This is a genomic window from Paracoccaceae bacterium Fryx2 (genome assembly GCA_032334235.1).
Lineage (GTDB): Bacteria > Pseudomonadota > Alphaproteobacteria > Rhodobacterales > Rhodobacteraceae > JAVSGI01.
The window spans coordinates 2,877,115-2,902,267 of sequence record JAVSGI010000005.1; the positions used below are offsets into that span (position 1 = coordinate 2,877,115).

The following is a 25,153-nucleotide window of genomic DNA, read 5'->3' on the forward strand; positions in this document are numbered from 1 at the left end:
GCAGCGACCAGCACCTTCCCCGAAATCACTCAAGCCGGTGGGGCTGCCCTCCAGACGGGCATGCCCGTCTTCCGTTCAGCCCCACCGGCCAAGGTGGTTGCCGGCACCGGCCAAGATGGTTGTCGCGCAACAGCGCGCCGTCGCCGAGGCGCGTGTTCCGGCCGATATCCTGCCGATCTACGCCGGAAACAAGCGGCTGCATCTGCATCACGGTTTTGCCATCGACCGGTTCCGCAACAGCGTGCTCGACGTACCGGTCGCCATGCCTCCGGTCAGCCAGACCTTCGATCTTGATGGCGAACTGGCGGCCCTGGTCGTGCTGACCACGCTCAACGATGCGGCATTTGAGGTCCGTCTAGCGGGACAATCGGTGCATATGTCCGCGACGCAACGGAATGGCACGTTTGCCAAGCCACTACTGAAGGTTTTTTCGTGTAGTCGCGCGTTGGGGAAGCCGTGGCTATATGCCACCGGAGACAGTGTTGAAATCCGCCAGTCCAGCGCGTGCGAACCGACTTACGCGGAAGTGGGCTGCCGCCAGAAATTGAAAAACCCGATGCAAGATCCGCAATCAAAAGTCGTGGGTATCCTGACGGAAGCCTGATCACTCCGCGCCGGGTCACTCTGCGATCCCCCGGCGCGCCGACATTGCAGCGGGCGGAAACGGGTTCACGCGGGGGTCGGCGGCGCCACCTCGGCCAGGCCCTCGAACAGCACGGTGCTGAGGTAGCGTTCGCCCGAATCCGGCAGGACCACCACGATGGTCTTGCCCGCATTTTCCGGCCGCTTTGCCAGACGAACCGCTACTGCCGCCGCCGCGCCGCAGGAAATGCCCGCCAGAATGCCTTCTTCGCGCGCCAGCCGCCGGGCAACCTCCACCGCCTCCTCGTTGCTGACCTGCTCGATGGCGTCGATCAGGCTCAGGTCCATCACCCCCGGCACGAAGCCCGCGCCGATGCCCTGGATCTTGTGCGGGCCGGGGGCCACAGCCAGCCCGTCGCGGGTCTGCGTCAGCACCGGGCTTGCCGCAGGTTCCACCGCGACCGAGAGCACCGCCTTGCCCTGCGTGTGCTTGAGATAGCGCGTGACGCCGGTGATCGTGCCGCCGGTGCCCACCCCTGCCACGAAGATGTCGATGTTGCCGCCGGTATCCTTCCAGATCTCCGGCCCGGTCGTCGCCTCGTGGATCGCCGGGTTCGCCGGGTTCTCGAACTGCTGCAGCAGCACGTACTTCGGGTCGCTTTCGGCGATTTCCATCGCCTTCGCAATCGCGCCCTTCATGCCCTTGGCGCCCTCGGTCAGCACCAGCGTCGCGCCATAGGCCAGCAGCAGCTTGCGCCGCTCGATGCTCATCGTCTCGGGCATGGTCAGCGTGATCGGGATGCCCCGCGCAGCGGCCACGAAGGCCAGCGCGATGCCGGTGTTGCCGCTGGTCGGCTCCACCAGTTCCTTGCCGGGGCCCAGCAGGCCGCGCGCCTCGGCATCCCAGATCATCGCGGCACCGATGCGGCACTTCACGGAATAGGCCGGGTTGCGCCCCTCGATCTTTGCCAGAACGGTCGCCCCCGCTCCGTCGGTGATGCGGTTCAGCCGAACCAGAGGCGTGTTGCCGATGGACTGCGAGTTGTCGTCATATATGGACATCTTGACCCTCAAAGCTGAACTTGCCTGACCGTAGGGCAGGGTGACACCGGGGTAAACTCCAAAGAAATGCCCGGCGGGGGAAGAATACTCTCCGCCAGGGCCCGGCAACAGCAAGGATTCGCCGGGGTCACAGCCGGTCCAGCACGCGCCCCATCGCGTCGGCCACGCCTTGCCAGCCGGGCAGCCCCTGCCCCCGGCGGGCAGAGCCTGCGGCCAGCGCGCCCCGCCGCGCGGCATCGGTCAGCAGCAGCCGCAACCCGCCCGCAAAGGCCGCCGCATCGTCCGTCGGCAGCAGCAGCCCGGCAGCCCCGGTCACGGTGTCGGGCACCGCCCCGGTGGCGCAGGTCACGATGGGCAGGCCGTGGGCCATCGCCTCGGCAAAGACCATGCCGTAGCCTTCATAGCGCGTCGCCAGCGCAAAGATCGTGGCGGCCCGGTAGCGCGCCTGCAGGGCGGCATCGTCCAGCAGCCCGGCCAGCCGCAGCCGCCCGCCCAGCGCCCGGCCCTGCCGGTGCAGGGCGTCCGCCACCGCCGCATCGTGCGTGCCGCCGACGATCTCGGCGCTCCACTCCAGATCGGTGATCCGCGACAGCGCGTCGATCAGCACGTCATGCCCCTTGCGCGCCGCGAGCAGCCCCACCGACAGGATCAGCGGCGGGTTTTGCGGCTGCTGCGGCAGCAACGGCCGGTCCACCCCCGGCGGGGCGATGGTGATGCGGTCGGGCGTCACCGCGAAATCGGCCGCCAGAATCGCGGCGGTGTGGGGGCTTGGCACCACGACATGCGCGGCCAGCGTCAGGTTCGCGGCCTCGCGCTGCAGCAGGGGGCGGGCGCGGTCCGGCGTCAGCCCAGTTTCCAGCCCCAGCGGATGGTGGATCATCGCGACGATCGGTGCGCGCACCAGTGCCAACCCCGCAGTATCGACCGCGCCAAACACCAGCCCGTCGATGATCAGCGGCACATCGCCCGGCACCGCCGCCATCAGCGCCACCGCCTGCGCCATCTCGGCGGGGGAGGGGGCGGGGAAACTTGCCGCCAGTTCCAGATGCGCCACCGCGCGCCCGGCGTCGCGCAGCCCCTGCAGCATCCGGTGTTCGTAGATGTAACCGCCGGTCTTCTGCGTGATGTCGCCCGGCACGGCGAAGGCGGCGGGGCGGGGCGTCATCGCGCCAGATGCTCGCTGGCATAGACCCGCAGCACCGCGCGTTCCAGCATCTCGGCCGCGACATAGGCCAGTGCGGCAGTCACGGAAATCAGCACGATCGCGCTCCACAACATGCCATAGGCCGAGGTCGAGGCGGTCATGGCCATCAGGCTGCCGATGCCTGCGCCGGTCGCCAGCCATTCGGCGGTGGTCGCGGCCAGGATCGCCGCCGGAACCGCCATCCGGGCCGATGCGAAGAAGGCAGGCAGCATCGCCGGAATCTGGGCATGGACCATCCTTTGCCAGCGGCTTGAGGCGTAGCTGTCGAACAGGTCCAGCACCTGCCCCGGTGTCTGGCGCAGGCCCTGCAGGCAGGCGACCAGCGTCGGAAAGAAGATCATCACCGCGACGATGGTGATGGTCCCCGCCGCCCCCCGCCCCAGTGCAATCACGATCAAGGGCGCGGTGGTGATGATCGGCACCGAGCGCAGCGCGATTGCCAGCGGCAGCGCGGTCGCGGCCACCCTGGGCCACAGCACCATCGCCGCCGCCAGCCCCGCCCCCAGCGCCAGCCCGATGAAATACCCCGGCACGGTCAGCATCAGCGTTTCAATGAACGCCGCCAGCAGCGTGGCCCGGTTCGTCGCCGCCCCCGGCGCGGTGACCAGAAAATCCCACACATCGCCGGGGCGCTTGGCAAAGAACGGGTTCAGGTCGAACAGCGCCATCCCCCCTTGCCACAGCGCCAGCACCACCCCCACCAGCAGCCCCAGCCGCAGCAAAGGCGACCCGCCCCTCCCGCCCCGCGCCACCGGCGCCGCCAGAATCAGCGCGGGCGGCGTGCCGCCCCGCCGCCCCAGCCAGCCCAATGCGGCATAGGCCGCCACCGCCACCGCTGCCGCCACGCAGGCCAGCGCCCAGGTTGCGGGCAGGTCCAGCCCGCGCATCGCCCGGATCACCAGCACCCCCATGCCGCGCTCGGCCCCGGTGAACTCGCCCACCATCGCGCCCAGAAACGCGGCCGGGGCGGCGATCTGCAACCCGGCGATGAAATACGGCAGCGCGGCACGAACGCGGATGCGGTAAAGCTCGGTCAGCCGACCCTGACCGTAACTGCGCACCAGATCCAGCCAGCTTGCCGGAGTGGCGCGCAAGCCCACCATCAGCGTGAGATACGTCGTGAAATACACCGCCAGCGCCGCCAGCGTGATCTGCGGCCCCATCCCCGGGCCATAAAGCACCCGCAGGATCGGCCCGGTCGCCACCAGCGGCAGGCAGAACACCAGCAAAGCCAGCGCCGACACCAGCCGCTCGGCCCGCGGCACCAGCAGCACCGCCACCGCCAGCCCCACCGCTGCCAGATTGCCCCACAGAAACCCCAGCGCCGCCGCCTGCAGCGTGACCCCCAGCGCCCGCGCCATCAGCCCTGCATTGGCCCAAAGCCACCCCGCAACCTCCACCGGCCCCGCCAGCAGGTATGACCCCTCCAGCACCATCGCAAGCGCCTGCCACCCCAGCAGCGCGGCCAGAATGCCCAGACCCCGCACACGCGGGCGCGGTGCCGCCAGCGCGATCATTCAGCCGCCAGTGCGTCCGCGTCGGGCAGCGACCCGGCCCACAGCGCCTCGGACACATGATCGGTCAGGTCGCGAAACGCGGGCAGGCGGGTCACCTCATGGCCGCGCGGCTGATCGAACGGCACCGCGATGTCGGCCACCACCGCGCCGGGGCGGGGCGAGAACACGATCACCCGGTCGGCCAGCAGCACCGCCTCGGCAACCGAATGGGTGACCAGAATCGTCGTGGTGCCGCGCTTTTGCCAAAGCTGCGGCAGGTCGTGGTTCAGCCGCATCCGCGTCAGCTCGTCCACGGCGCCGAACGGTTCGTCCAGCAGCAACAGTCCCGGCTCGCCCACCAGACAGCGCGCGATGGCAACGCGCTGGCGCATCCCGCCCGAAAGCTCGGCCGGGCGGCGGTCCTCGAACGCGCCCAGCCCGACAAGGGTGATCAGCCGGTCCACCGCCGCCGCGTCGGCGGGCAGGCGGGCCAGCGTGCGGGCCAGCGCGATGTTCCCGCGCACCGTCCGCCACGGCAACAGCGCCGCATCCTGAAACGCCATCGCGAGGCCCGCCCGCTTGCGCACCGCCAGCGGGCTGTCGCCGTCGATGCTCACCGTTCCCGCACTCGCCACTTCCAGCCCGGCGATCAGCCGCAGCAGGGTGGACTTGCCGCAGCCCGAGGGCCCCACCAGCGCCGTCGTGCTGCCCGCCGCGAACACCAGATCGGTCGGCGCCAGCGCGGGCACAGCCGCCTCTGCCGTCCCGAAGGTGCGGGCAAGGCCGCGGCATACCACCTCGGGCGGTGCCGAAGGGGTCGGTTCAGGTGCCATGCGCCTCTTCCAGCAGCGATCTGTCCCACAGGTCGGGCGTCACGTCGCGGCCCAGCAGGGCCAGCGTTTCGATGTTGGCCGCCACCGTCTCGGGGGTGAACCAGCCGAAGCCATGCGCCGCAGTCAGGTCGGAAAACATCAGCCCGACCTGCCGTGCCGCCTGCAATTCCTGTGTCGGCAGGTCCAGCCCCTGATCGGGATAGGCGGCAATCGTCAGCGCCGCCGCCGCCGCCGGGTCGGCGAGGTAATCGGTCCAGCCCCGCGCCTCGCCCTTCAGCAGCGCCACCAGATCGGCGCGGCGATTTGCGATGCTGTCATCCGTCGCGATGTAGGTCTGCGAATGCAGGGCATAGCCGTGGTCGGCCATCAGCATCGTCACGCTTTCGATGCCCCGGATCGCCATCGCCACCGGCAGGTCGGTTTCCCAGCACAGCAGGCAATCGACCTGACCGGCCAGCAAGGGCGCCGCGTCATACTGGGTCGGCACCACCTCGATTCCGGCAATATCGACCCCGTTCAGCGTGCAAAGCGCCTGCAGCACCGGCGTGTTGGCCAGTGCCATGCCGATCTTCTTGCCCACCAGATCGGCGGGCCGGTTCACCGGGTTGGCGGGCAGCGAGGCCACCACGAACGGGTTCTTCTGCATCGCCACCGCGATGATGCGGAACGGCGCGCCCTCTGCCACCGCCGCAGCGGTGTAATCGGCCGCCGAGATGCCCACCAGCGCCTGCCCCGAAACCACCGGCGGCTCGACCGGGGCATTGGGGCCGCCGGGGGTCAGCGCGACCTCCAGCCCCAGATCGCGCCAGTAACTCCGCGCCTGCGCGATGTAGCTGCCCGCAAACTGCACCGAATGCAGCCACGAAAGCTGCATCGCCACGGCAGTCTGCGCCCGCAGCGGAAAGGGCCCGAAAGCCGCGGTGCCGATCAGACCTGCACCGGCCCCAAGGACGGCGCGGCGGGATATCTGGTTCTTGTGCATGGCGTCCTCTTGATCATCCACAACAGTCTAGGGGCATCTTTGGTTCCGGCAACCGCCAATGGCCGCCAAATGCCCTTGTCGGCATCGGTGCCGGGCCCGGACTCACGGCGCCGACGTACTCAGCGCCCGGATCAGGCGGTCGCGAAACGACTCCATCGGCCAGACCGGCGAATTGGCAGTCGGCATCAGCCCCGGCGTGAAGCCCCAGCCGTCCAGCAGCGCCACCAGATCGGGCGGGCCGATCACATGCACCGGCACGTCGCCGCTGTCGATCTGCGAGACAAAGGCGGCGGGCGGATGGTCGCCCAGCACGATGGTCAGCCGCCCCGCCGCCGCGCTGCGGGCCGTGTGGTCGAAAACGACGCCCAGCGAATAGTCGATCGCCTGTCGATACTGCTCACGCACCCGGTCGCGGTCGCGCCACACCACCTCGGGCGGGTCGCCCGCCGCGGCCATGGCGTCGAACACGCTGCCGTCGCCCACCGCCTGCCACGGCACCATCTGCGGCACCGGCACCCAGGGCGCGTGCGACGAGATCAGCACAATCTGGGCGACCTGCGGCCCGCCGACCCTCGGCAGCCGGTCGAACGCCGCCAGCGTGAACTGGTCGGGCATGGTGACCCAGTTGAAGGGCTTGCCCTTGTAGCCCAGATCGGCGGCCGGGTAGGTGGCGTCGAACCCCAGCGTCACCGCCTCGGGCCAGGGCAGGGTGATTGCGGGCATCACCGCCGTGGTGCGATACCCCGCCGCCCGCGCCAGATGGAACAGCGTCTGCCGGTTGCTGGCCAGCATCGCGCCATAGCGCGACTGGTCGCTGACCTTCAGCCCCGAGGCCAGCGTGGCATGTGCCAGCCAGCTTTGCCCGCCCGATATGGGCGAGGTGAGCCAGCCCGACCGCATTGCCAGCCCGGCCCCGGCCAGCTTCTCCGCCCCGGCCTGCAAGGTGGCAGTGTGGGTCGGGGCATACAGCGGGTTGTCGATGCTGGTGCGGCCATAGCTTTCGACAAAGACGATCAGCAGGTCACGCCCGCCCAGCCGGTCGAACAGGCCGGTCGCGGCGGGGAACGGGTCGGCCGCCGTCGCCGCGCGGAAGGCGGCCAGATCGGCAAGCATGGTGCGATAGGTGCTCGCCCGCTCTACCGCCAGCCGCGCGGTGAAGGCGCTGCCCGGCACCTCCAGCGGCAGCGCCCAGGCCCGCCGCACCTGCCCGACATCGGCCACCGCCACCATCGCCGCCACCAGCGCCAGGGCCGCCGCAACCCGGCGTGGCGCCACGCCGGCCCAGCGCCCCGTCGCCCACCACAGCGCCGCCGCCAGCGCAGGCACCGCCGCCAGCCCCGCCAGCACCGCCAGAGCCGCAGGCACGACTCCCACCGCCCCCGAGACCACGTTCCAGCCCGCCGCCACCAGATTGCCATCGACCAGCGGGTTGAACGGCCGGTTCAGCACCGAGAACATCGCCAGATCCGCCACCTTCAGCACCGTGATGACCGTCAGCCCCGCCACCAGCCCCGCCCGCACCGCCCGGCCCCCCGTCCGCAGCGCCACCAGCCCCAGCAGGATCACCGGCAGTTCCAGCGGAAACAGCCGCAGCGCCGCCCAGGTCATCGCTCCGGGATGGTTGGGCAAGACCAGCACCAGATGCAGCAGCAGCGCCGCCAGAGCCAACCCCGCCCGCGTCATCGCCTGCCCCGCGCCAGCCAGGCCACATCCACGGCAAAAGACCACGCCACCGCCGCCACCGCCGCCGCCGCAAGGCCCTGCGACCACGGTGCCACCACCACCGGCAGCAGCAACACGACAAGCACCGCGATCTGCACGACGCACACCATCTTGCGGCTGAACCTTTCCGGCAGGGGCCGGTCCAGCCAGGGCAGCATCCAGCCCGCAACCACGAAGCCGTAGCGCGCCACCCCCAGGGCCAGCACCCACACCCCCGCCTTGCCGCCCTGCAACGCCAGCACCGACAAGACCAGCGCCAGCGCCGCGTCCACCTCCATGTCGAAGCGCGCGCCGAAACCCGAGGCCAGCCCGGACCGTCGCGCCAGCCAGCCGTCCACCCCGTCAAGCGCCAGCGCCACCGCGGCCAGACCCGCCAGCCCCCAGGCCAGCCCCGCCTCCTGCGCCAGCAGGCCCGGCGTCACCAGCGGCACGGCCAGCACGGCGGCCAGCGCGGCGCGGGTCTGGGTCACCATGTTGCACAGGCCTGCCCGGGCATGGGGGTAATGCGCGCGCATCCCCGCCGCCGCCGCCGCCAGCAGCAGGGCAAACCCGACCGTCGCCGCCACCACCCCGGCACGGCCCGGCGCCAGAATTGCGGCCACCACCCCGACCCCCACCAGATTGCCCAGCCCGAGCCAAACAAAACCCGCCGCAGCCCCGTGAAGGCCGGGCGCGGGATGTCCGGAAGCAAGGGTGCGGCGGTTTGCCATGGCTGCAAAGGTGTTCCCTTTGGCAAAACTGTCAAGTTCGCATTGATTGCTGCAGGATCGCCGGTAATCTTGCCCGACCGGTGCCCGAAAAGAGGAGGCGCATCCATGTCCCTACCCGCTTACCGGCCAACGGCGCGTGCGCTGCACTGGATGGTGGCCATTCTGCTGCTTGCCACGATTCCCGCCGGGGCGGTGATGGTGCAGGAAGGCCTGCCACGTTGGCTTCAGAATACGCTGTTCATCTTTCACAAGAACATCGGCGTCGTGATCCTGTTTCTGGTGGTGCTGCGCCTTGCCTTCCGGGCCACCTTCCCGCCGCCGCCGATGCCCGACAGCGTGCCGACGTTACAGCAGAAGATTGCCCGGCTGACCCATGCAATCCTGTATGTGCTGCTGATCGTGATGGCGGTCTCGGGCTATGTGCGGGTGACGGCCGGCGGCTTCCCGCTGGAGGCGCTGGATGCGCTGATGGTGCCGCGCCCGCTGCCGAAATCCGATGCGGTCGCCGAGGTGGCCAAGTCGATCCACTTCTACACCCGCTTCGCGCTGATCGGCGTGATCCTGCTGCACATCCTTGCGGCGCTGTTCCACGGCTTCGTCAGGAAGGACGGCGTGTTCTCGCGGATGTGGCCTTCAAGCGGGCGCTGACAGACTGGGCGCTGACAGACTGGGCGCCGACAGACGGGGCGCCGACCGACTGGGCGCTGATGGGCCCCGCGCCGAAAATCGGGCCCGCTGCCAAAGGCGGCGCGGGCCCGGGGCGGTTACAGCAGGAAGTCCGATTGCGTCAGCGCCGCCAGATTGGCAATGCCGATGGTGAAATCGGCCGTGCCGTCGCCGTCGACATCACCGAACAGCACGCCGTCCTGATAGCGCAGCTCGCCCGCCTGCGAGGTGAAGGCACGGCCGCCGACAAAGTCGAAGGCCTGATCTCCGGCAAGGGTCTCGTTGGCGTCGATCGCGGAAAGCCGGATCCGGTCGATGCCGGTCTGGAAGTCGCGGATCACGTCGCGATCGTTTCCGAAACCCGACTCTGCGACCGCCGCGAACACGAAAGTGTCGGCGCCGCGGCCACCCTCCATCACGTCGCGCCCCATGCCGCCGCGCAGCACGTCGGCCTGCGTTCCACCGAACAGCCGATCGTCGCCCGCGCCACCCAGCAGCACGTCCTTGCCCGCGTTGCCGATCAGCCGGTCATTCCCGGCGCCGCCCAGCAGCAGATCGCCGCCGCCTGCGCCGCTGATCACGTCCTGCCCGGCATTGCCCTTCAGCGTGTCCTGACCCGCACCGCCATTCACCAGATCGGCCCCGGCCCCGGCCGACACCAGATCGTGGCCGCCGCCCGCGAAGACACGGTCATCACCGCCAAGGGACCGCAGCGTATCATCGCCCTGACCCGCCCGCAGGATGTCGTCGCCGCTGCCGGTGCGCAGCAGGTCGTTGCCGCTGCCCGTGGTGATGGTGAAGGCCTCGCTGCGCTGGAAATCGAGCGTGCTGCCCGAAAGGTCCGCGATGTGCCCGACATAGCCGCTGCCGAAATTGCCGCCGGTCACGCCGCCTGAAACAGCGGTGGTCATGGCGGAATAGTCGATGATCAGCCGGTCGAACCCGGCCCCGGCATCCACCGAATCTGCGCCGCCGCGCAGGGTGATCCGGTCATCCCCGGCGCCGCTGACAATCGTGTCGGCCCCCACACCCGAAATCAGGGTGTCGTTGCCTGCGCCCGCCGTGATGGTGTTGGTGCCGTTGCCGACATCGACGAAGTTGCCGCCATCCAGAACCGTCACGGTATCGGATTCCGCGCCGCCGATCACGGTGTTGCGGCCCTGACCCGCCGAAACCGTCGATGCGCCGCTGCCGGTGCGGATGATGTCGTTTCCGTTGCCGGTGGTGATGGTGTCGGCGCCGCTGCCGGTCAGGATGGTGAAATGCTCGATGGTGCCGTCGGTGATGGTGACGCTGCGGCCACCGCCGTCGGCCTCGCTGATGTTGGAGCTTGAATCGCCGGTCACCGCGCCGATGGCCTGCCGGTAATCGACGATCAGCCGGTCCTCGCCGCCGCCACCATCCACGGCATCGACGCCGCCGGTCACGGTGATCCGGTTGTCGCCCGCATTGCCGACGATGCCGTTGCCGTCCTGCGCGTCGCGGATGTCGATCAGCGCAGTCCCCGTCAGCGTGACGGTGGCAATGCCCGTGCCGAGGCGCAGCAGGATTCCCAGTGACGCGCTGCCGCCGGAAACGGTCAGGTTGTTGTGGGTCACGGCAGCAGTTTCATTGCTGTAACCATTTTCGAGGATCAGCGTATCCCCGGGCCCCGAGACCAGCATGGCCGCCTTGATGGAAGGATGGGTCGAGGTCGGTCCGACAGTGCGAAAAGCCATTTCAGTCTCCTTGGGCGGAGACGGCGAAGAGAAATATTCTCCCGGCCGTATGCGCTGGGCGTGCGTTTACCCAAAGCAACGTCGCGAAGGGCGATGCGTTCCGGCGCCGACGGTGCCCGTGTGGAAACAATTTTCGGGGCATCGCATCACCGGCAACCGGGCCGGGGCGAAACCCTTGCCGCAGCGCGGTCAGCGGCACCCCGGCCAGACCGAAGGCCGGGCCGACCAGCCGCGCCGCCCGTGCGCTGACGCCGGTGACGCCGCAGACCGGATTGACCAGCCAGAACAGCAGCGGCGGCTTGTGGCTGTAAAGCGCCCCGTTCGGGTGCGGCACGACCGTCAATCCGCCCTGCCGCATCTTCCATGTGACGCCGAGGTATCGGGTCTTGTCGATCGCGATCAGAGTGCGCAGCGCAAGGCCAGCTCGGCGGCGGTGAACAGGCCGCAGGCGGCCGGAAGGCGAAGGCGCGACATCGGGCGCGGGCCGGGCTCAGGAAGCCCGCTGCCGGGCCGGGGTTTCGGGGTCGGCGGCGGGCGGGGTCACCCGCGCCTCGAACCCGTCGGCGCGCCCGGACGCGGGCGAGAGCAGCGTCAGCTCATGCCCCGCCGCCCGCGTGATGGAGGCCGCAATCGCCAGCCCAAGCCCGGACCCTGCCGCCCGGCTGCCTGCCCGCTCGAACCGTGTGGTCAGGCGGGCGAGGGCGTCCGGGGCGACCACCGGGCCGGCGTTGATCACCCGCAGGCGGCCGGTGCGATCAAGCGCCACCTTCACCGGCGCGGTGGCATCGCCGTGGGTCAGGGCATTCTCGATCAGGTTGCGGGCCAGGATGGCGAAGGCATCGGGGTCCATCCGCGAGGGTGCGGCGCCCTCTGGCGGCAGGGTCAGGCGCAGCCGGTCGTCCTGCCCCGTCCGGCCGAAGTCATCGACGACCATCGCCAGAATCGGCGCCATGTCGGCCGCGGATTCGGCCAGCACGCCGCCCCCTTCGGCACGCGACAGTTGCAGCAGCTTTTCCGAAAGCCGAGCCAGGCGTTTCAGCTCTGCCTCGACGGCCCGCGCGCGCACCCGCAGCGGGCCTTCGGGCGCTTCGGCGATCAGGCGCTGGGTCTGGGCCAGCGTTGCGGCGATCGGGGTGCGCAGTTCATGCGCGGCATTGGCGGTGAAACTGCGCTCGGAGTCCAGCGTGCTTCGCAGCCGCGCCATCAGCCGGTTCACCGCGTCGCGGACCGGCAGCAGTTCCGCCTTCAGCCCACGGGTCACCAGCGGCGACAGGTCCGAGGCATCGCGGCCCCGCACCTCCTGCGACAGGGCGGCGACGGGGCGCAGGCTCACCGTCGTCAGCCAGACGATCACCAGAACCGTTACCGGCAGCAGGAACAGCAGCGGCTTCAGCAGGGCGGCGATGGTATTCAGGGTGGCGGCCTGGCGATGGTTCAGCGGTTCGGCCACCTCGATCGTGTAGGCGCCCGAGACCGCCGAGGCGGCATAAAGCCGGTGATCCTGCGTGGTGCGAAAGCCGAGTTCGGTGGAAAGGCCGAACACCGACAGGTCGGCCCGGTGGGAATAAAGCTGGATCGCCCCGTCGCGGTCGCGCACGACATAGGTCAGGTATTCCTCGTGGGGGCGCACGGGGGACACGCGCTGCGGCGTGCCATCGGGGCCGGAATTGATCAGCTCGATCACCGCCAGCGGCAGGATGCGTTCGGCGGTTTCCTGCAGCGCGCTGTCGAACACCTCGTCCAGCTCGTGGCGTGCCACATGGGCCGCCCCGACGATCGCCAGCGACCACAGCACGATCAGCCCCAGCGACAGGCCAAGCACCAGATCGCGCCGCAGGCTGCGGGGCGGGCGGGCGCCGGTCACGGGCGGCCCAGCCGGTAGCCGAGGCCGCGCAGCGTTTCTATCGCGCCATGGCCAAGCTTCTTGCGCAGGCGGCTTACATAGACCTCGATGGTGTTGCTTTCGACCTCGGCATCGAAGGAGTAAAGCTGCTCCTCGATCTGCGATTTCGACACGATAGTGTTGGGCCGTTTCAGCAGCGCCTCGAAGATCACCCATTCGCGCTGGCTGAGGTTGATCGCGCCATCCGGCCCGGTGATGGCGCGGCTGGTCAAGTCGATGCTCAGGCGTCCGAGTTCGATCAGCGGATTGGGGTTGCCCGCATAGCGCCGCGCCACCGCGCCGATCCGGGCGGACAGTTCGGCCAGATCGAAGGGCTTCACCATGTAGTCGTCGGCCCCGGCGTTCAGCCCGGCGATGCGGTCGGTGATGCGGTCGCGGGCGGTCAGGATGATGACCGGCGTGGCGGCCCCCTGCGCACGATACCGGCGCAGGAAGTCGATGCCGCTGCCATCGGGCAGCATCAGGTCCAGCAGGATCAGGTCGTAGGCAATGGTTCCGGTGCAGGCATCTGCGTCGGCCAGCGTTTCCACCCAGTCGGGCGTGTGGCCTTCGGCGGCGATCTGGTCGCGCACGGCGGCCCCGAGGCCACGGTCATCCTCGACCAGCAGGATTCGCATCGGCAACACCCTTTCTTGCCAGCGGTAAGTGCAGCATCCGCCGCGATGCTGACACTGCGCTGAATGCGACCACAGGCCGCGTTCAGTCAAGCGTCAGCAAATCGGCGCATGAACGTTTAACCTGGGTAACGGAAAAAGGGGAAGACGCCATGAGACGGCAGATTCTGTTGGCAATTGTCGCAGGGGGGGTGGGCGCTGCCCCCGTCTGGGCAGACGACGACTGCAACGCGCCGATGTCGGCGTGGCAGCCGCGCGAGGCCGTCGAGGCCGCAACACGCGAAATGGGCTGGCAGGTGCGGCGGGTGCGCAGCGATGACGGCTGCTACAAGGTTTATGCCCGTGACGCGCGCGGCAACCAGATCGAGGCGAAGTTCGAGCCCGATACGCTGGCGATCCGCACCATCGAGGTCGAGTTCGCCCGCGGCGGCAGCATTGCCGACCTGTGCGCCTCGGTCTGCGTCTTTCAGGAGGGGGTGGCAAAGCCCGTGCTGCCGCCCGTCGCGACCGAAAACGCAGCCCCGGACCGAAAACACCGGCAACCGACGGATTGAGACCATGATCAAGGTATGGGCCCCGGCGCTCCGGGTGTTCCAGTGGGGGCTGGTGGCGGTGTTCGCGCTGGCCTGGGTGGCCGCCGACGAGACCAGCACCGTGCACGAATACGCGGGCCATGTGGCGTGGGCGCTGATCGGGTTCCGGCTGGTCTGGGGGCTGATCGGGCCGCACTACGCCCGCTTCAACCAGTTCCAGAAGCGGCCGGGGGCGGTGGCGGGCTATCTCGGGCAGATGGCCACGGGGCGCGAGCAGCGCTTTGTCGGCCACAACCCGGCAGGGGCGGCGATGATCGTGGTTATCCTTGCCACGATGGCGGCGACGGCCGGGACCGGCTGGCTGATGGCCGAACCGGCGCGCATCGCCCTGCTGCCGGAAATGCCCGCTTTCGTGGCGCCTGCCTTCGCCGATGACGACGAGGGCGAGGGCCGCGAGGCCGGTGGCATGATCGAGGAGACCCACGACGTGCTGGCCAACCTGATGCTGCTGCTGATCGCGTTGCATATTGGCGGCGTCGTGCTCGCCAGCCTCCGCCACCGCGAAAATCTGGCGCGTGCCATGATCACCGGCGCCAAGCGCGCCCCCGGCCCCGGCGATATTGCCTGAGCCTTTCCCATTTTTGCCATGGAGACCAAGATGTTCCGCACCAAAACCGCGCTTTGCCTGTCGCTTGCCACCCTTGCCGCCGCCGGGCCGATCTCCGCTGCCGAGGTCACGCTGACCACCGCGCTCAAGGGCTATGGCGGCGAGGGCGCCTACCTTGCGATCTACCTGACCGACGCCGACGGGGCCTACAAGGGCTCGCTCTGGCTGGCGGGCGGCAAGACGAAATACTGGAAGCACCTGTCGGACTGGTTCCGCGCCACAGGCGGTTCGGCCACCGAGGTTGACGGCATGACCGGGGCGAGCGTCGGGTCGGGCGGCAACCTGGTCGTGACAGTCGATGTCGCCGATGCGCTGATCGACGCGGGCTACCAGATCCGCATGGATACCGCTGTCGAGGACATGCCGGACCGCCCGGCCGAGATCGTGGTGCCGCTGACCCGGGCCGATGCCGGAACGCCGGTGGCTGGCAAAGGCTACGTCAAGTCCTTCCAGTTCGACATGTGATCGCGAAAGGTCGCGCCGATGCTTCGCCAGTTCCATTCCCTTCCCGGCCTGATCCTGGGGCTTGTCGTCATGGTGCTGGCGGTCAGCGGGGCCATCCTGTCGGTTGACCCCGCGCTGGAGCGGATGTCGGCGCCGTCGCTGCCGGTGGTTTCGGTGGCGGATCTTGCGCAGTCGGTCTCGGCGCAGTTCGCGGCGGTCGAGCGCATCGACCGCAGCCCGAATGGGGCGGTTGTCGTCAGCTATGAAGGGGCCGACGGGTTTGCCTCGGTCCAGATCGACCCGGCGACGGGGGCGGTGCTGCGCCCGTCTGAGCCTTCGGCGGTGATGCGATGGGTGAAGGGCCTGCACCGGTCCTTCCTGCTCGACGACATCGGGCGGGCGGCGGCGGGGGTAAGTGCCGGGGTCATGGCGCTGATGGCGGTGACCGGGCTGATGCTGCTGGCGGCGGCGCTGGGCGGCTGGCGGCGGATCGCGCAGCCGGTGCGGGGCGGGGCGGTGCAACGCTGGCACGGCATCGCCGGGCGCCTGGCCGCGGCGATGCTGGCGGTTTCGGCGGCAACCGGGGTCTACATGTCGCTGGCAACCTTCGGTGTGTTCGATGACGGGAGCAGCGACAGCCCTGCCTTTCCCTTCGAGGTGGCGGGCACCGCACCGGCACCTGTCGCATCGCTGGCCGCGTTGCAGGCGGTTGACCTGACCGACCTGCGCCGCCTGACCTTTCCGGCCGCAGGCGACCCGACCGACGTGTTCGGGCTGCAGACTGCGGGCGGAGAGGGGTATGTCGATCAGGCCACGGGCGAGGCGCTGAACTGGCTGCCGCATTCGACCATCCGGCGGGTCAGCGAGGTGATCTACCTGCTGCACACCGGGCAGGGGTTGTGGTGGTTCGGGCTGCTGCTGGGGCTGGGGGCGCTGGCGGTGCCGGTGCTGTCGGTGACCGGCGCGCTGATCTGGTGGGGCCGCCAGCGGGCGCATCCGCGGCTGAAGGGGGCGGTGCGGGCCGATCAGGCCGATGTCGTCATTCTGGTCGGGTCCGAGGGCGGCACGACCTGGGGCTTTGCCGCGACGCTGGGCCGCGCGTTGCAGGCCGCCGGGCGGCGGGTGCATCTGGCGCCGATGAACGCGCTGGGCCCGATGCCCGCGGCCAGGGCGCTGATCGTGCTGGCCGCAACCTATGGCGAAGGCGTGGCCCCGGCTTCGGCCAAGGGCTTTCTTGACCGGCTGAAGCGGTATCACGGCGACCCGGTGCCGGTGGCCGTGCTGGGATTTGGTGACCGGATGTTCGCCCGGTTCAGCGCCTACGGCGATCTGGTGGCCGAAACCTTGGCCGACAAGGGCTGGCCGGAACTGCTGCCGCCCGCCCGGATAGACCGGCAATCGACGCTGGATTTCGCGGCCTGGGGCAGCGATCTGGGCAAGGCGCTGGGGCATGATGGCCTGACGGTTGACCATGTGGCGGCCCTTCCGCCGCTGACCGAACTGGAACTGACCGGGCGCGAGGCGTTCGGGGCGGGGGTAGATGCCCCCAGCGTGATCCTGCGCTTTGCCCCGGTGGCCCGGAAAGGCTGGCGCCGGATCTTCGGCGCGCGCCTGCCGCGGTTCGAGGCGGGCGATCTGGTCGGCATCCTGCCTGCGGGGTCGGACCTGCCGCGGCTTTACTCGCTGGCGTCATCGCGCCGCGACGGATGGCTGGAAATCGCGGTGCGCCGCTTTCCTGGCGGCCTGTGCTCGGGCTATCTGCATGACCTGAAGCCCGGCGACCGCATCCGCGCCTTCATCCGCCCCAACCCGATGTTCCGCCCGGCGGGCGGGCGGGCGCCGGTGATCCTGGTCGCCTCTGGCTGCGGTATCGGGCCGATGGCGGGTTTCGTGCGCCGCAACCCGCCCGGCCGCCCGATGGAGCTCTACTTCGGCGCGCGCGACCCCGAGGCGGATTTCCTTTACCAGCGGGAACTGGCCGGCTGGAAGGCGGAAGGGCGGCTTTCGCGGCTGGTGACGGCGTTTTCGCGCGTGAAGGCGCGGGCCTATGTGCAGGACAGGCTGCGCGAGGACGCCCATCACCTGCGCGGCCAGATTGCCGCAGGCGGGCAGGTGCTGGTCTGCGGCGGCTCGGCCATGGCGCGGGCCGCGGCGACCGAGATCGGCGCGGCGATCGCCCCTCTGGGGCTGACGATTGCCACCCTGAAGGCAGAAGGCCGGTATCATGAAGACGTCTACTGACCTGATCACGCTTGGCGGCCCGGCGATGGGCGCGCGCTGGACCGCGCGCCTTGCCCCTGGGCCGGACCTTGGCGCCATCGAGACGGCGCTGGCCGCCGCGGTGGCAGAGGTGGAGGCGCAGATGACCACCTGGCGCGACGACAGCGACCTGATGCGCCTGAACCGCGCGCCGGTGGGGGAATGGGTGCCGGTGCCACCGCACCTGATGCAGGTGCTGACGGCAGCCCTGCGGATCGGGGACGAGTCTGGCGGGGTGTTCGACATCGGGGTCGGGGGGCTGGTGCGCGCCTGGGGCTTCGGGCCGGCGCGGGGGCACAGCGACACGGCGGTGATCCGGCGCCTGCTGGGCGTGCCGCTGGCATCGGCGCGCAGGCTGGAGCTTGACCCGGCGGGCGGGCGGGTGCGGAAGGCGGGTGAGGTCGAGCTTGACCTGTCGGGGATCGCCAAGGGGTATGGCGTGGACGAGTTGACGCGGGTCGCTGCAGGTTTCGGCGTGACAAGCTGCCTGCTGGGGATTGACGGCGAGATGCGCGCGCTGGGTTGCCGCCCCGATGGCGCGCCCTGGGCGGTGGTGCTGGAAGACCCGGCGTCAGGCAGGCGGGCGGCGCGCGGCGTGATCGGGCTGGCCGACCGTGCGGTGGCGACCTCGGGCGATTATCGCCACTTCGTGCGGGTCGGTGACAGCCGACTGGCGCATACCATGAACCCGGCGACCGGCGGCCCGGTGCAGAACCGGCTGTCATCGGTTTCGGTGCTGGCCGACACCTGCATGGCGGCGGATGCCTGGGCCACGGTGCTGATGGTGCTGGGGGAGGAGGCCGGCCCCGCCTTCGCCCGCGCGCGCGGGATCGAGGCGATCTTCCTGATCCGCGAGGGGGAAACGATCCGCGAGGTCATCACCTCGACGGATCTTCCGGCCTGAGCGGTCAGCCCTTGCGGCGGATCGGGTCGGCCAGCAGCCGCAACCCGTTCAGCACCACCAGAACCGTGCCGCCCTCGTGGCCCACAACGGCCAGCGGCAACGGCAGGTCGAAGAACAGCCCGCCCGTCACCAGAATCAGCATTGCCCCGATGGCAAAGACCAGGTTCTGCCGGATGATCCGCGCGGCGCGGCGCAACAGCCGATGGGCAGCGGCCAGCCGACCCATATCATCGGACAGCAGGGCGACATCGGCGGCCTGAAGCGCCACCTCCGACCCCGCAGCCCCCATCGCGATGCCGACATCCGCCCGCGCCAGCGCCGCCGCGTCGTTCACGCCATCGCCGACGAAGGCGACCTTGCCCTTGGCCGCAAGCTCGGCCACCAGCCGCACCTTGTCTTCCGGCAGCAGGTCGGCGTTTATCTCCTCCGGGGTCAGCCCAAGGTCGGCCCCGATCCGCAGCGCCACGGCGCGGCGGTCGCCGGTCATCATCACGATCTGCCGCACGCCCGCCGCCCGCAGGGCGGCGATGCCCGCAGCCGAGGTTTCGCGCGGCAGGTCCGCGACCGTCACCGCCCCCAGAACGCGCGACCCGCGGCCCAGATAGACCACGGTGTGCGACCCGTCGGCCAGGGCGGCCAGCGCAGGCGTATCCGCCACCGCCTTCATCCGCCCCAGCATCCGGTCATTCCCGGCCCAGAGCGGCCCTTCGGCATCGCGGCCCACCACACCCTCTCCGACCACGGCCTGCACGTCGGTGACCACGGCCGGTTCGATGCCGCGCTCGGCGGCGGCCCGGCGGATGGCGTCGGCGATGGGGTGTTCGGAATGCGCCTCGATTCCGGCGATGGCTTGCAGAAAGGCGGCCTCGGCGCCCTCGGCAGCCAGAATCTCTGTTACCTCGGCGCGGCCGGTGGTCAGCGTGCCGGTCTTGTCGAAGGCGAAGACCCGCACGGCGGCCAGCGTTTCCAGGGCAGCGCCGCCCTTGAACAGCACACCGCCGCGCGCCGCCGCCGACAGCGCCGACAGAATCGCTGCCGGCACGGAAATCACGATGGCACAGGGGCTTGCCGCGACCAGAAGTGTGGCCGCGCGATACATCGCCTCGTCCCAGCTTCGGCCCAGCCCGTAGAACACCGCGAAAGCCAGCACCGAGCCGAACAGAACCGCCACAGTGTAACGCTGCCCGAACCAGGCGCTGAACCGCTCTGACGGGGCCTTGGCGGCTTGTGCTTCCGTGACCAGCGCGATCATCCGGGCCACGGTGCTTTCGGCCAGGCTGCGCGCCACGGTGACATCGAGAACGCCGTTCAGGTTCACGGTTGCCTCGAAGACCTGCGCGCCGACCGCCTTGTGCACCGGCATCGACTCGCCGGTGATGGTCGATTCGTCCACCGAACCCGCGCCCGAGGCGATCACCCCGTCCACCGGCACCCGCGCGCCGGGCCGCAGCACGACCACATCGCCGGGCAGCAGGTCGGCCACCGAGACCTCGGTCACGACGCCATCGGCACCACGACGCAGCGCCGTGTCGGGCCGCAGCGCCATCAACGCCTCGACCGCGCGCCGCGCCCGGCCCATGGCGCGATGTTCCAGCGTGGTCGACAGGCTGAACAGCGTCAGCAGAACCGCGCCCTCCTGTGCCGCGCCGACCGCCGCCGCAGCCAGCGCCGCAATGATCATCAGCAGGTCGATGTCAAGCACCCGGTCGCGCCACAGCGCCCGAAGGGCGCGAAACCCGGTCGGCACTCCGCCCGCCAGATAGACCAGCCCCAGCCCGACCGGCCCGGGAAGATCGAGCGCAACCCGCAGCGCGGCGTCAGGCGAAATGCCGAACGGCAGCGTGAGAGGGAAAGCGATCGGAACCGAGACCGGGCGATCCAGCCCGATGGCGGGGAAAAGCCAGTGGCCAGTCGCGGCGAGCAGCATCCCCAACAGCGTTATTCCCGTCAGGATCAGGTCTGAATTGTCTTCCGTCTTGGCGGTCATTTGCCTTGGGCCCTTCGAGGCTCTGGGTATCGGTCGGTCAGGGGCGTCGCAGCCCTGCCTGACAAGAGCCTGAACGATCGGCATTTCCGGCGATCTGTGGCGGTTATCGCACACGAATCCAGAGCGGCGAAGCTAATCACGCTGCGCCGGGGTCACAGCATAAGTCGCTGCGGCCGACCGATGGCCCGGGCCGCGACGATCCTGCCTGCCGGGGCGCACCGGACGGGGCGGCGCAGCAGGGTGCCCCGTCAGCGCAGCGACAGGCGCGCGGCCGCAGGCCCCGGCGCGCGCGACTTCCACATGGCGCTTGCCGTCTGCGCGATGTCCCGCGCCGTCAGCCCTGCGTCTTCATACATCGCGGCGGGGCTGGCCTGTTCGATGAAACGGTCGGGCAGGGTCAGGGTGCGCAGGGCAACCCCTCGGTCAAGCCCGCCCGCATTCGCCAGATATTGCAGCACCTGCGCCCCGAAACCACCCGCCGCCCCCTGTTCCACGGTCAGCACGGCGGCATGGTGGCGCGCCAGCTGGTCGATCAGGTCGGTATCGAGCGGCTTGGCGAAGCGCGCATCGACCAGGGTGACCGAAAGCCCCTCGGCCTCCAGCAGGGCCACGGCGATACGGCATTCGGACAGATGCGCGCCGAAGGACAGGATGGCGATATCCGCACCTTCCTGCAGCACGCGACCGCGGCCGATCTGCAGCGGCACGCCATGGGGCGGAAGCTCCAGCCCGACGCCCTCGCCACGCGGATAGCGGAAGGCGATCGGGCCTTCGTCATGCCCGGCGGCGGTGGCGACCATGTGCACCAGTTCGGCCTCGTCGGCGGCGGCCATGACGGTGAAGCCGGGCAGGTTGGCGAGGAAGGCCACATCGAACGCGCCTGCATGGGTCGCGCCGTCCTGACCCACAAGGCCGGCCCGGTCGATCGCAAAGCGAACCGGCAGGCCCTGCAGGGCCACGTCGTGCACGATCTGGTCATAGCCGCGCTGCAGGAAGGTCGAATAGATCGCGCAGAACGGCCGCAGACCCGACGCGGCCATGCCGGCGGCGAAGGTCACGCCGTGCTGTTCCGCGATGCCGACATCGAACACGCGTGCGGGAAAGCGGCGGGCCATGATGTCAAGCCCGGTGCCCGATGGCATGGCGGCAGTAACGGCGACGATTCGAGGGTCGCGGGCGGCCTCCTCGGTCAGCGCCGTACCGAAGACGCCAGTGTAGCTTGGCGCATTGGATTTCGCCTTGGCCTGCGTGCCGGAAGCCACGTCAAAGGTGCCCACGCCATGATATTTGTCGGGCGCCCGTTCGGCCGGGGCATAGCCCTTGCCCTTGACGGTCAGCGCATGGATCAGCACCGGCCCGGTGGCCCGTGCCCGCGCGGCGCGCAGGGTGGCCAGAAGCTGCCCCATGTTGTGCCCGTCAACCGGGCCGATGTAGGTGAAGCCAAGCTCCTCGAACAGCGTGCCGCCGCCGGGCATGCCGGTCACCAGTTGCCGCGCCCGGCGCGCCCCGTCGCGCAGCGGGCCGGGAAGTGCCGATTCGAGCCCGGCCGCCACATCGCGCAGCGCGGCCAGCGGCCCGCCCGCCTGGAGCCGAAGCAGATACTGCGACATCGCGCCCACCGGCGGGGCTATCGACATGTCGTTGTCGTTCAGGATGACGAACATCCGCTTGCCGATGTGGCCCGCGTGGTTCATCGCCTCGTAGGCCATGCCTGCGGTGATCGAGCCGTCACCGATCACGGCGATGGCTTCGCCGGTGGGCTGGCCCAGTTCCCGGCCGACGGCAAAGCCCAGCGCGGCGGAGATCGACGTCGAGGAGTGCGCGGCCCCGAACGGATCATGGTCGCTTTCGCTTCGCTTGGTGAAACCTGAAATCCCGCCGCCTTGCCGCAGCGTCTGCATCCGCTCGCGCCGCCCGGTCAGGATCTTGTGGGGATAGCATTGGTGGCCGACATCCCAGATCAGCTTGTCGGCAGGGGTGTTGAACACGGCATGGATCGCCACCGTCAGCTCGACCACACCCAGCGAGGACCCCAGATGGCCGCCGGTCTTCGACACGACCGAAATCACTTCGGCGCGCAGTTCGGCCGCGAGTCGGGCCAGATCGGCATCACTGAGAGACTTGAGATCGGCGGGACCGGCGATCCGGTCAAGAAGGGGCGAAGCGGTCATGCGGACCTCCCTTGAGAAAAAAGGGTGCCGTGGAGTGTTGCCCGCACGGCACCAGGTTCCTGTCGCCAACAGGAAGGGAACCGGGCTGTGGTTATCGCCCAGGGCCCGGGCCGGCGAAGTTGGCCCGAACTTCGTGAAGCCGGGGCGGCAGGATACCCGCCGCCCCGGTCAATTCTGTCAGACGAACGCGGTGAGCAGGGACTGCCCGGCTTCCTGCGCTGCGTTGGGGTCGGTCGGCAGCAGCCAGGACATCACGATCAGCAGGTAGATGAAGGCCAGCCAGCCGAACACCAGAAGTGCTGCCCAGCCCGCGCCCTTGAGCATGTTGCCAAGAACAAAACCGCGGATCGTGGTCGACTTGCCGTGAACGAATTCGTACTTCTCAGCCATAATCCAGTCTCCTCAGTTCAGCGGCGCGTAGCCGTGGTCCTGTGCCCAGACATACCAGTTGTCCACCACGGTCCCGGTCAGCAGGATGCCGATACCACCGGTCAGCGGCACCAGAACCGCAAACCACCAGGCCCAGCGGTGAATGCCCTCGAACGTGGCGTTGAAGCCCATGGTCCAGCGCCAGAACAGCGCCGCGCGTTCGGCGGCCGTGCCGCGGTCGACGATCTGTTCCAGTTCCCGCTCGCCGCCGAAACGGCTGACGGAAAGGATGGTCGCACCGTGCATCGCGAAGAGGAGAGCCGAACCGTAGAGGAAGGCGATCGAAAGCGCGTGGAACGGGTTGTAGAACAGGTTGCCGTAGGTCAGCGAGAACAGGTTGGTCCAGTCGAGGTGCGTGAAGATGCCGTAAGGCACCGCCTCGGACCAGGAACCCATCATCACCGGCCGGATCAGACCCAGCACGAGCGTCAGCCAGATGGCCGACAGGAAGGCCCAGGCCGTGTGCTTGCCCATGCCGAGCGCAGCCGCCCGCAGGTAAGTCCGCAGCCACCAGGTGCTGAGCGATATCAGGAAGAAGAAGCCCGCGATCAGGAAGGTGCCGCCTTCTTTCAGCGGCGGGAAGGACAGCCCGTACTCGGGGGCTGGCGGTTCAAGCGAGAACCAGAAGAGGTCGCGGATGAAGACGGCCGGGTTGTAGCCCGCCTGTCCCCAGTAATGCGCGCCGATGATCATGAACCAGATCGCACCGGTCGCCAGAGAGATCACGCCCAGGGTGCCCAGGTAGATCGGGCCCAGTTGCGCGTTGCCGAACCAGCCCAGGATAGGCCACGAGGTCGCGCCCTTGGTCCGGTTTGCCAGTTCCACGTTCTCGGTCATACCCATGTCGGGGGTGCCGCTTACCTGAAACTGGGTAAAGATGTTCTGATACTCAGCCATTTATGCCTCCTTCAATGCCCGACCAGAGAGGCAACTGAAGCCACCAGTCCCACCAGCTTTCCCAGGTGTCGAACCAGACGGTGCCCGAGATCACGATGCAGACTGCGCTCCAGAACGCTGCGTTCAGCGCCAGCAGAAGGCCAAGGCGGTGGATCCCCAGCGTCCCGATCGAATAGCCGATCAGATCGCGGAAGAAGGTATCTTCATGGTCCGCGGTCCGCATTTCCTTGCCCTTTTCAGGGTTTGCAGCCGAAAGGACCAGAGCACCGTGCAGCGAGAGCGCGAGAGCGTTCGTGAAGAAGAAGCTGATCGCGATCATGTGCGCCGGGTTGTAGTGGAAGTTCCCGTAGGTGTAGCCGGTGTTCGAAACCCAATCGAGGTGGGTCCAGATGCCGTATGGGAAACCGTGGCCCCAGGCACCCATCAGCACCGGGCGGATGACCACGAGGGTCACATAGGCCAGAATTGCGAATCCGAAGGCGACGGGCACGTGAATGCCGATCCCCAGCTTGCGGCAGATTTCAACCTCGCGCAGCGCCCAGCTGACAAAAGCGGCGGTGGCGCAGATCGTGATGATTTGCCAAAGTCCGCCCTCGCGCAGCGGTGCCGCGGCAAGGCCGAGTTCGATTGCGGGCGGATTTACCGAGATAAGCCACGGGTTCCAGGTGCCCTGAAGCGCCGCGCTCCACAGGATCAGCAATACGCCGAGCGCTGCAAAAAAGATTGTCGTGACGCCAAAAAAGCCGACGTAGAAAGGGCCGACCCAGAAGTCGAACAGGTTCCCGCCGACCAGCGTGCCGCCCGGCACGCGGTATTTTCGTTCGAAGCTGAGCAGTGCCATGCTTCCCTCTCCGCTTGCAGGCGACCCTTGCACGCGCATCAGGCGCGGCGGGGCCGTCTCATTGATCGGTTATGAATTGTCGCGGGCGACACTTGGCCGCCCGCAACAGGTGCAGGTCCAGTTATTCGGCCGGAGCGACGCGGTTGTATTTCGCGGCGCTGATTTCCAGCCAGTTGAAGCTGGGCGTGCTGAGCAGGACGAGGTGAATCATCGCCGCCAGCAGGAACAGGAAGACCCCCTGGGCCACGAACACGCGGCGCGGATCGAAGATCAGCCAGATTTTGTAGAAATTGGACATTTCTTGATCCCCCTCAGAGCCACGGACGCCAGATGTAAACCGCCAGGTGGGCGACGACGGCAACGGCAGAGAACAGCCAAAGCCCGCTCATATAGACGGAATGCAGTTCCTGCGCCTGCTGGTCCGTGAGACCTGTGAAGCTCAGGTCAGATTTGTCAGCCATACTATCCTCCGGATGGTCAGACTGAAGCCGCGTAACCCACGGCCAGGTTGACGGTCGGGCGGAATGCC

25 protein-coding genes are annotated in these 25,153 nt (G+C 69.0%); 7 read left to right on the plus strand and 18 right to left on the minus strand.

Translation table 11 applies throughout. From position 1 onward, the window contains the following. The first annotated feature begins 115 nt into the window (after positions 1-115). Positions 116-604 (plus strand): hypothetical protein, encoded by a 489-nt coding sequence (locus tag RNZ50_23065; protein MDT8857854.1) that lies wholly within the window; start codon positions 116-118, stop codon positions 602-604. A gap of 65 nt (positions 605-669) precedes the next feature. Here the strand turns inward: RNZ50_23065 and cysK are convergent, their stop codons facing one another. The 7 genes from cysK to RNZ50_23100 form a co-directional block, all read right to left on the minus strand. Next, positions 670-1,644, minus strand: coding sequence for a cysteine synthase A (gene cysK / locus RNZ50_23070; protein MDT8857855.1), 975 nt, complete (start codon positions 1,642-1,644; stop codon positions 670-672). Positions 1,645-1,771: 127 nt separating this feature from the next. Continuing rightward, complete coding sequence (locus RNZ50_23075; GenBank protein ID MDT8857856.1) at positions 1,772-2,809, minus strand: glycosyltransferase family 4 protein; 1,038 nt, start codon at positions 2,807-2,809, stop codon at positions 1,772-1,774. Further along, positions 2,806-4,365: an ABC transporter permease subunit gene (locus RNZ50_23080; protein MDT8857857.1), complete on the minus strand. Its 1,560-nt coding sequence runs from the start codon at positions 4,363-4,365 to the stop codon at positions 2,806-2,808. The genes RNZ50_23075 and RNZ50_23080 overlap by 4 nt, the downstream gene beginning before the upstream one ends. Further along, positions 4,362-5,177, minus strand: coding sequence for an ABC transporter ATP-binding protein (locus RNZ50_23085; GenBank protein ID MDT8857858.1), 816 nt, complete (start codon positions 5,175-5,177; stop codon positions 4,362-4,364). The genes RNZ50_23080 and RNZ50_23085 overlap by 4 nt, the downstream gene beginning before the upstream one ends. Next, positions 5,167-6,159, minus strand: coding sequence for an ABC transporter substrate-binding protein (locus RNZ50_23090; GenBank protein MDT8857859.1), 993 nt, complete (start codon positions 6,157-6,159; stop codon positions 5,167-5,169). The genes RNZ50_23085 and RNZ50_23090 overlap by 11 nt, the downstream gene beginning before the upstream one ends. 102 nt (positions 6,160-6,261) lie before the next feature. Beyond that, on the minus strand, positions 6,262-7,842 hold the full coding sequence (locus RNZ50_23095; protein MDT8857860.1) for a sulfatase: 1,581 nt from the start codon (positions 7,840-7,842) through the stop codon (positions 6,262-6,264). Continuing rightward, positions 7,839-8,591, minus strand: coding sequence for a CDP-alcohol phosphatidyltransferase family protein (locus tag RNZ50_23100; GenBank protein ID MDT8857861.1), 753 nt, complete (start codon positions 8,589-8,591; stop codon positions 7,839-7,841). Before RNZ50_23100 ends, RNZ50_23095 begins: the two co-directional genes overlap by 4 nt. A 105-nt stretch (positions 8,592-8,696) precedes the next feature. Between RNZ50_23100 and RNZ50_23105 the strand changes: the two genes are divergently transcribed. After that, on the plus strand, positions 8,697-9,239 hold the full coding sequence (locus RNZ50_23105; protein ID MDT8857862.1) for a cytochrome b: 543 nt from the start codon (positions 8,697-8,699) through the stop codon (positions 9,237-9,239). Positions 9,240-9,355: 116 nt separating this feature from the next. On the opposite strand, the gene RNZ50_23110 is transcribed toward RNZ50_23105, so the two are convergent. The 4 genes from RNZ50_23110 to RNZ50_23125 form a co-directional block, all read right to left on the minus strand. Continuing rightward, a complete protein-coding gene (locus tag RNZ50_23110; GenBank protein MDT8857863.1) occupies positions 9,356-10,975 on the minus strand; it encodes a calcium-binding protein in 1,620 nt (539 codons plus the stop codon). 1 nt (position 10,976) lies between these two features. Further along, entirely contained in the window at positions 10,977-11,318 is a 342-nt protein-coding gene (locus RNZ50_23115; protein ID MDT8857864.1) for a hypothetical protein, read from the minus strand. A gap of 147 nt (positions 11,319-11,465) precedes the next feature. Further along, a complete protein-coding gene (locus RNZ50_23120) occupies positions 11,466-12,839 on the minus strand; it encodes a histidine kinase dimerization/phospho-acceptor domain-containing protein (protein MDT8857865.1) in 1,374 nt (457 codons plus the stop codon). Then, positions 12,836-13,495, minus strand: a complete 660-nt coding sequence (locus RNZ50_23125) for a response regulator transcription factor (protein ID MDT8857866.1) — start codon at positions 13,493-13,495, stop codon at positions 12,836-12,838. Before RNZ50_23125 ends, RNZ50_23120 begins: the two co-directional genes overlap by 4 nt. 149 nt (positions 13,496-13,644) lie before the next feature. On the opposite strand from RNZ50_23125, the gene RNZ50_23130 reads away from it, so the two are divergent. From RNZ50_23130 to RNZ50_23150, 5 genes are read left to right on the plus strand one after another with little or no spacing between them, the layout of a single operon-like run. Further along, a complete protein-coding gene (locus tag RNZ50_23130; protein MDT8857867.1) occupies positions 13,645-14,046 on the plus strand; it encodes a PepSY domain-containing protein in 402 nt (133 codons plus the stop codon). Positions 14,047-14,050: 4 nt separating this feature from the next. Continuing rightward, a complete protein-coding gene (locus RNZ50_23135) occupies positions 14,051-14,653 on the plus strand; it encodes a cytochrome b/b6 domain-containing protein (protein ID MDT8857868.1) in 603 nt (200 codons plus the stop codon). Positions 14,654-14,683: 30 nt separating this feature from the next. After that, positions 14,684-15,157, plus strand: coding sequence for a DUF2271 domain-containing protein (locus tag RNZ50_23140; GenBank protein MDT8857869.1), 474 nt, complete (start codon positions 14,684-14,686; stop codon positions 15,155-15,157). 18 nt (positions 15,158-15,175) lie between these two features. Next, complete coding sequence (locus tag RNZ50_23145) at positions 15,176-17,377, plus strand: PepSY domain-containing protein (GenBank protein MDT8857870.1); 2,202 nt, start codon at positions 15,176-15,178, stop codon at positions 17,375-17,377. After that, positions 17,361-18,299, plus strand: a complete 939-nt coding sequence (locus RNZ50_23150; protein ID MDT8857871.1) for an FAD:protein FMN transferase — start codon at positions 17,361-17,363, stop codon at positions 18,297-18,299. Before RNZ50_23145 ends, RNZ50_23150 begins: the two co-directional genes overlap by 17 nt. A 4-nt stretch (positions 18,300-18,303) precedes the next feature. Here RNZ50_23150 and RNZ50_23155 read toward each other — a convergent pair whose 3' ends face one another. The 7 genes from RNZ50_23155 to pufB all read right to left on the minus strand — a co-directional run bounded on the left by RNZ50_23155 (position 18,304) and on the right by pufB (position 25,085). After that, positions 18,304-20,286, minus strand: coding sequence for a cation-translocating P-type ATPase (locus RNZ50_23155; GenBank protein MDT8857872.1), 1,983 nt, complete (start codon positions 20,284-20,286; stop codon positions 18,304-18,306). A 248-nt stretch (positions 20,287-20,534) separates the two neighbouring features. Then, on the minus strand, positions 20,535-22,457 hold the full coding sequence (gene dxs / locus RNZ50_23160; GenBank protein ID MDT8857873.1) for a 1-deoxy-D-xylulose-5-phosphate synthase: 1,923 nt from the start codon (positions 22,455-22,457) through the stop codon (positions 20,535-20,537). Positions 22,458-22,634: 177 nt separating this feature from the next. Continuing rightward, positions 22,635-22,847 (minus strand): RC-LH1 core complex protein PufX, encoded by a 213-nt coding sequence (gene pufX / locus RNZ50_23165; GenBank protein MDT8857874.1) that lies wholly within the window; start codon positions 22,845-22,847, stop codon positions 22,635-22,637. Between the two features lie 12 nt (positions 22,848-22,859). Then, the gene (gene pufM, locus RNZ50_23170; protein ID MDT8857875.1) at positions 22,860-23,783 is read right to left on the minus strand and encodes a photosynthetic reaction center subunit M; all 924 of its coding nucleotides are present in this window, start codon (positions 23,781-23,783) and stop codon (positions 22,860-22,862) included. Beyond that, positions 23,776-24,624 (minus strand): photosynthetic reaction center subunit L, encoded by an 849-nt coding sequence (pufL, locus tag RNZ50_23175; protein ID MDT8857876.1) that lies wholly within the window; start codon positions 24,622-24,624, stop codon positions 23,776-23,778. The genes pufM and pufL overlap by 8 nt, the downstream gene beginning before the upstream one ends. Positions 24,625-24,745: 121 nt before the next feature. After that, positions 24,746-24,922, minus strand: coding sequence for a light-harvesting antenna LH1, alpha subunit (gene pufA, locus RNZ50_23180; protein ID MDT8857877.1), 177 nt, complete (start codon positions 24,920-24,922; stop codon positions 24,746-24,748). Positions 24,923-24,935: 13 nt separating this feature from the next. Further along, positions 24,936-25,085 (minus strand): light-harvesting antenna LH1, beta subunit, encoded by a 150-nt coding sequence (gene pufB / locus RNZ50_23185; protein MDT8857878.1) that lies wholly within the window; start codon positions 25,083-25,085, stop codon positions 24,936-24,938. Positions 25,086-25,153 lie beyond the last annotated feature (68 nt).

Excerpts from the sequence above, each read along its gene's own strand:
- RNZ50_23065 (MDT8857854.1), top strand. The coding sequence starts at position 116 with ATGGTTGTCGCGCAACAGCGCGCCGTCGCCGAGGCGCGTGTTCCGGCC.
- cysK (MDT8857855.1), bottom strand. The coding sequence starts at position 1,644 with ATGTCCATATATGACGACAACTCGCAGTCCATCGGCAACACGCCTCTG.
- RNZ50_23075 (MDT8857856.1), bottom strand. The coding sequence starts at position 2,809 with ATGACGCCCCGCCCCGCCGCCTTCGCCGTGCCGGGCGACATCACGCAG.
- RNZ50_23080 (MDT8857857.1), bottom strand. The coding sequence starts at position 4,365 with ATGATCGCGCTGGCGGCACCGCGCCCGCGTGTGCGGGGTCTGGGCATT.
- RNZ50_23085 (MDT8857858.1), bottom strand. The coding sequence starts at position 5,177 with ATGGCACCTGAACCGACCCCTTCGGCACCGCCCGAGGTGGTATGCCGC.
- RNZ50_23090 (MDT8857859.1), bottom strand. The coding sequence starts at position 6,159 with ATGCACAAGAACCAGATATCCCGCCGCGCCGTCCTTGGGGCCGGTGCA.
- RNZ50_23095 (MDT8857860.1), bottom strand. The coding sequence starts at position 7,842 with ATGACGCGGGCGGGGTTGGCTCTGGCGGCGCTGCTGCTGCATCTGGTG.
- RNZ50_23100 (MDT8857861.1), bottom strand. The coding sequence starts at position 8,591 with ATGGCAAACCGCCGCACCCTTGCTTCCGGACATCCCGCGCCCGGCCTT.
- RNZ50_23105 (MDT8857862.1), top strand. The coding sequence starts at position 8,697 with ATGTCCCTACCCGCTTACCGGCCAACGGCGCGTGCGCTGCACTGGATG.
- RNZ50_23110 (MDT8857863.1), bottom strand. The coding sequence starts at position 10,975 with ATGGCTTTTCGCACTGTCGGACCGACCTCGACCCATCCTTCCATCAAG.
- RNZ50_23125 (MDT8857866.1), bottom strand. The coding sequence starts at position 13,495 with ATGCGAATCCTGCTGGTCGAGGATGACCGTGGCCTCGGGGCCGCCGTG.
- RNZ50_23130 (MDT8857867.1), top strand. The coding sequence starts at position 13,645 with ATGAGACGGCAGATTCTGTTGGCAATTGTCGCAGGGGGGGTGGGCGCT.
- RNZ50_23135 (MDT8857868.1), top strand. The coding sequence starts at position 14,051 with ATGATCAAGGTATGGGCCCCGGCGCTCCGGGTGTTCCAGTGGGGGCTG.
- RNZ50_23140 (MDT8857869.1), top strand. The coding sequence starts at position 14,684 with ATGTTCCGCACCAAAACCGCGCTTTGCCTGTCGCTTGCCACCCTTGCC.
- RNZ50_23145 (MDT8857870.1), top strand. The coding sequence starts at position 15,176 with ATGCTTCGCCAGTTCCATTCCCTTCCCGGCCTGATCCTGGGGCTTGTC.
- RNZ50_23150 (MDT8857871.1), top strand. The coding sequence starts at position 17,361 with ATGAAGACGTCTACTGACCTGATCACGCTTGGCGGCCCGGCGATGGGC.
- RNZ50_23155 (MDT8857872.1), bottom strand. The coding sequence starts at position 20,286 with ATGACCGCCAAGACGGAAGACAATTCAGACCTGATCCTGACGGGAATA.
- dxs (MDT8857873.1), bottom strand. The coding sequence starts at position 22,457 with ATGACCGCTTCGCCCCTTCTTGACCGGATCGCCGGTCCCGCCGATCTC.
- pufX (MDT8857874.1), bottom strand. The coding sequence starts at position 22,847 with ATGGCTGAGAAGTACGAATTCGTTCACGGCAAGTCGACCACGATCCGC.
- pufM (MDT8857875.1), bottom strand. The coding sequence starts at position 23,783 with ATGGCTGAGTATCAGAACATCTTTACCCAGTTTCAGGTAAGCGGCACC.
- pufL (MDT8857876.1), bottom strand. The coding sequence starts at position 24,624 with ATGGCACTGCTCAGCTTCGAACGAAAATACCGCGTGCCGGGCGGCACG.
- pufA (MDT8857877.1), bottom strand. The coding sequence starts at position 24,922 with ATGTCCAATTTCTACAAAATCTGGCTGATCTTCGATCCGCGCCGCGTG.
- pufB (MDT8857878.1), bottom strand. The coding sequence starts at position 25,085 with ATGGCTGACAAATCTGACCTGAGCTTCACAGGTCTCACGGACCAGCAG.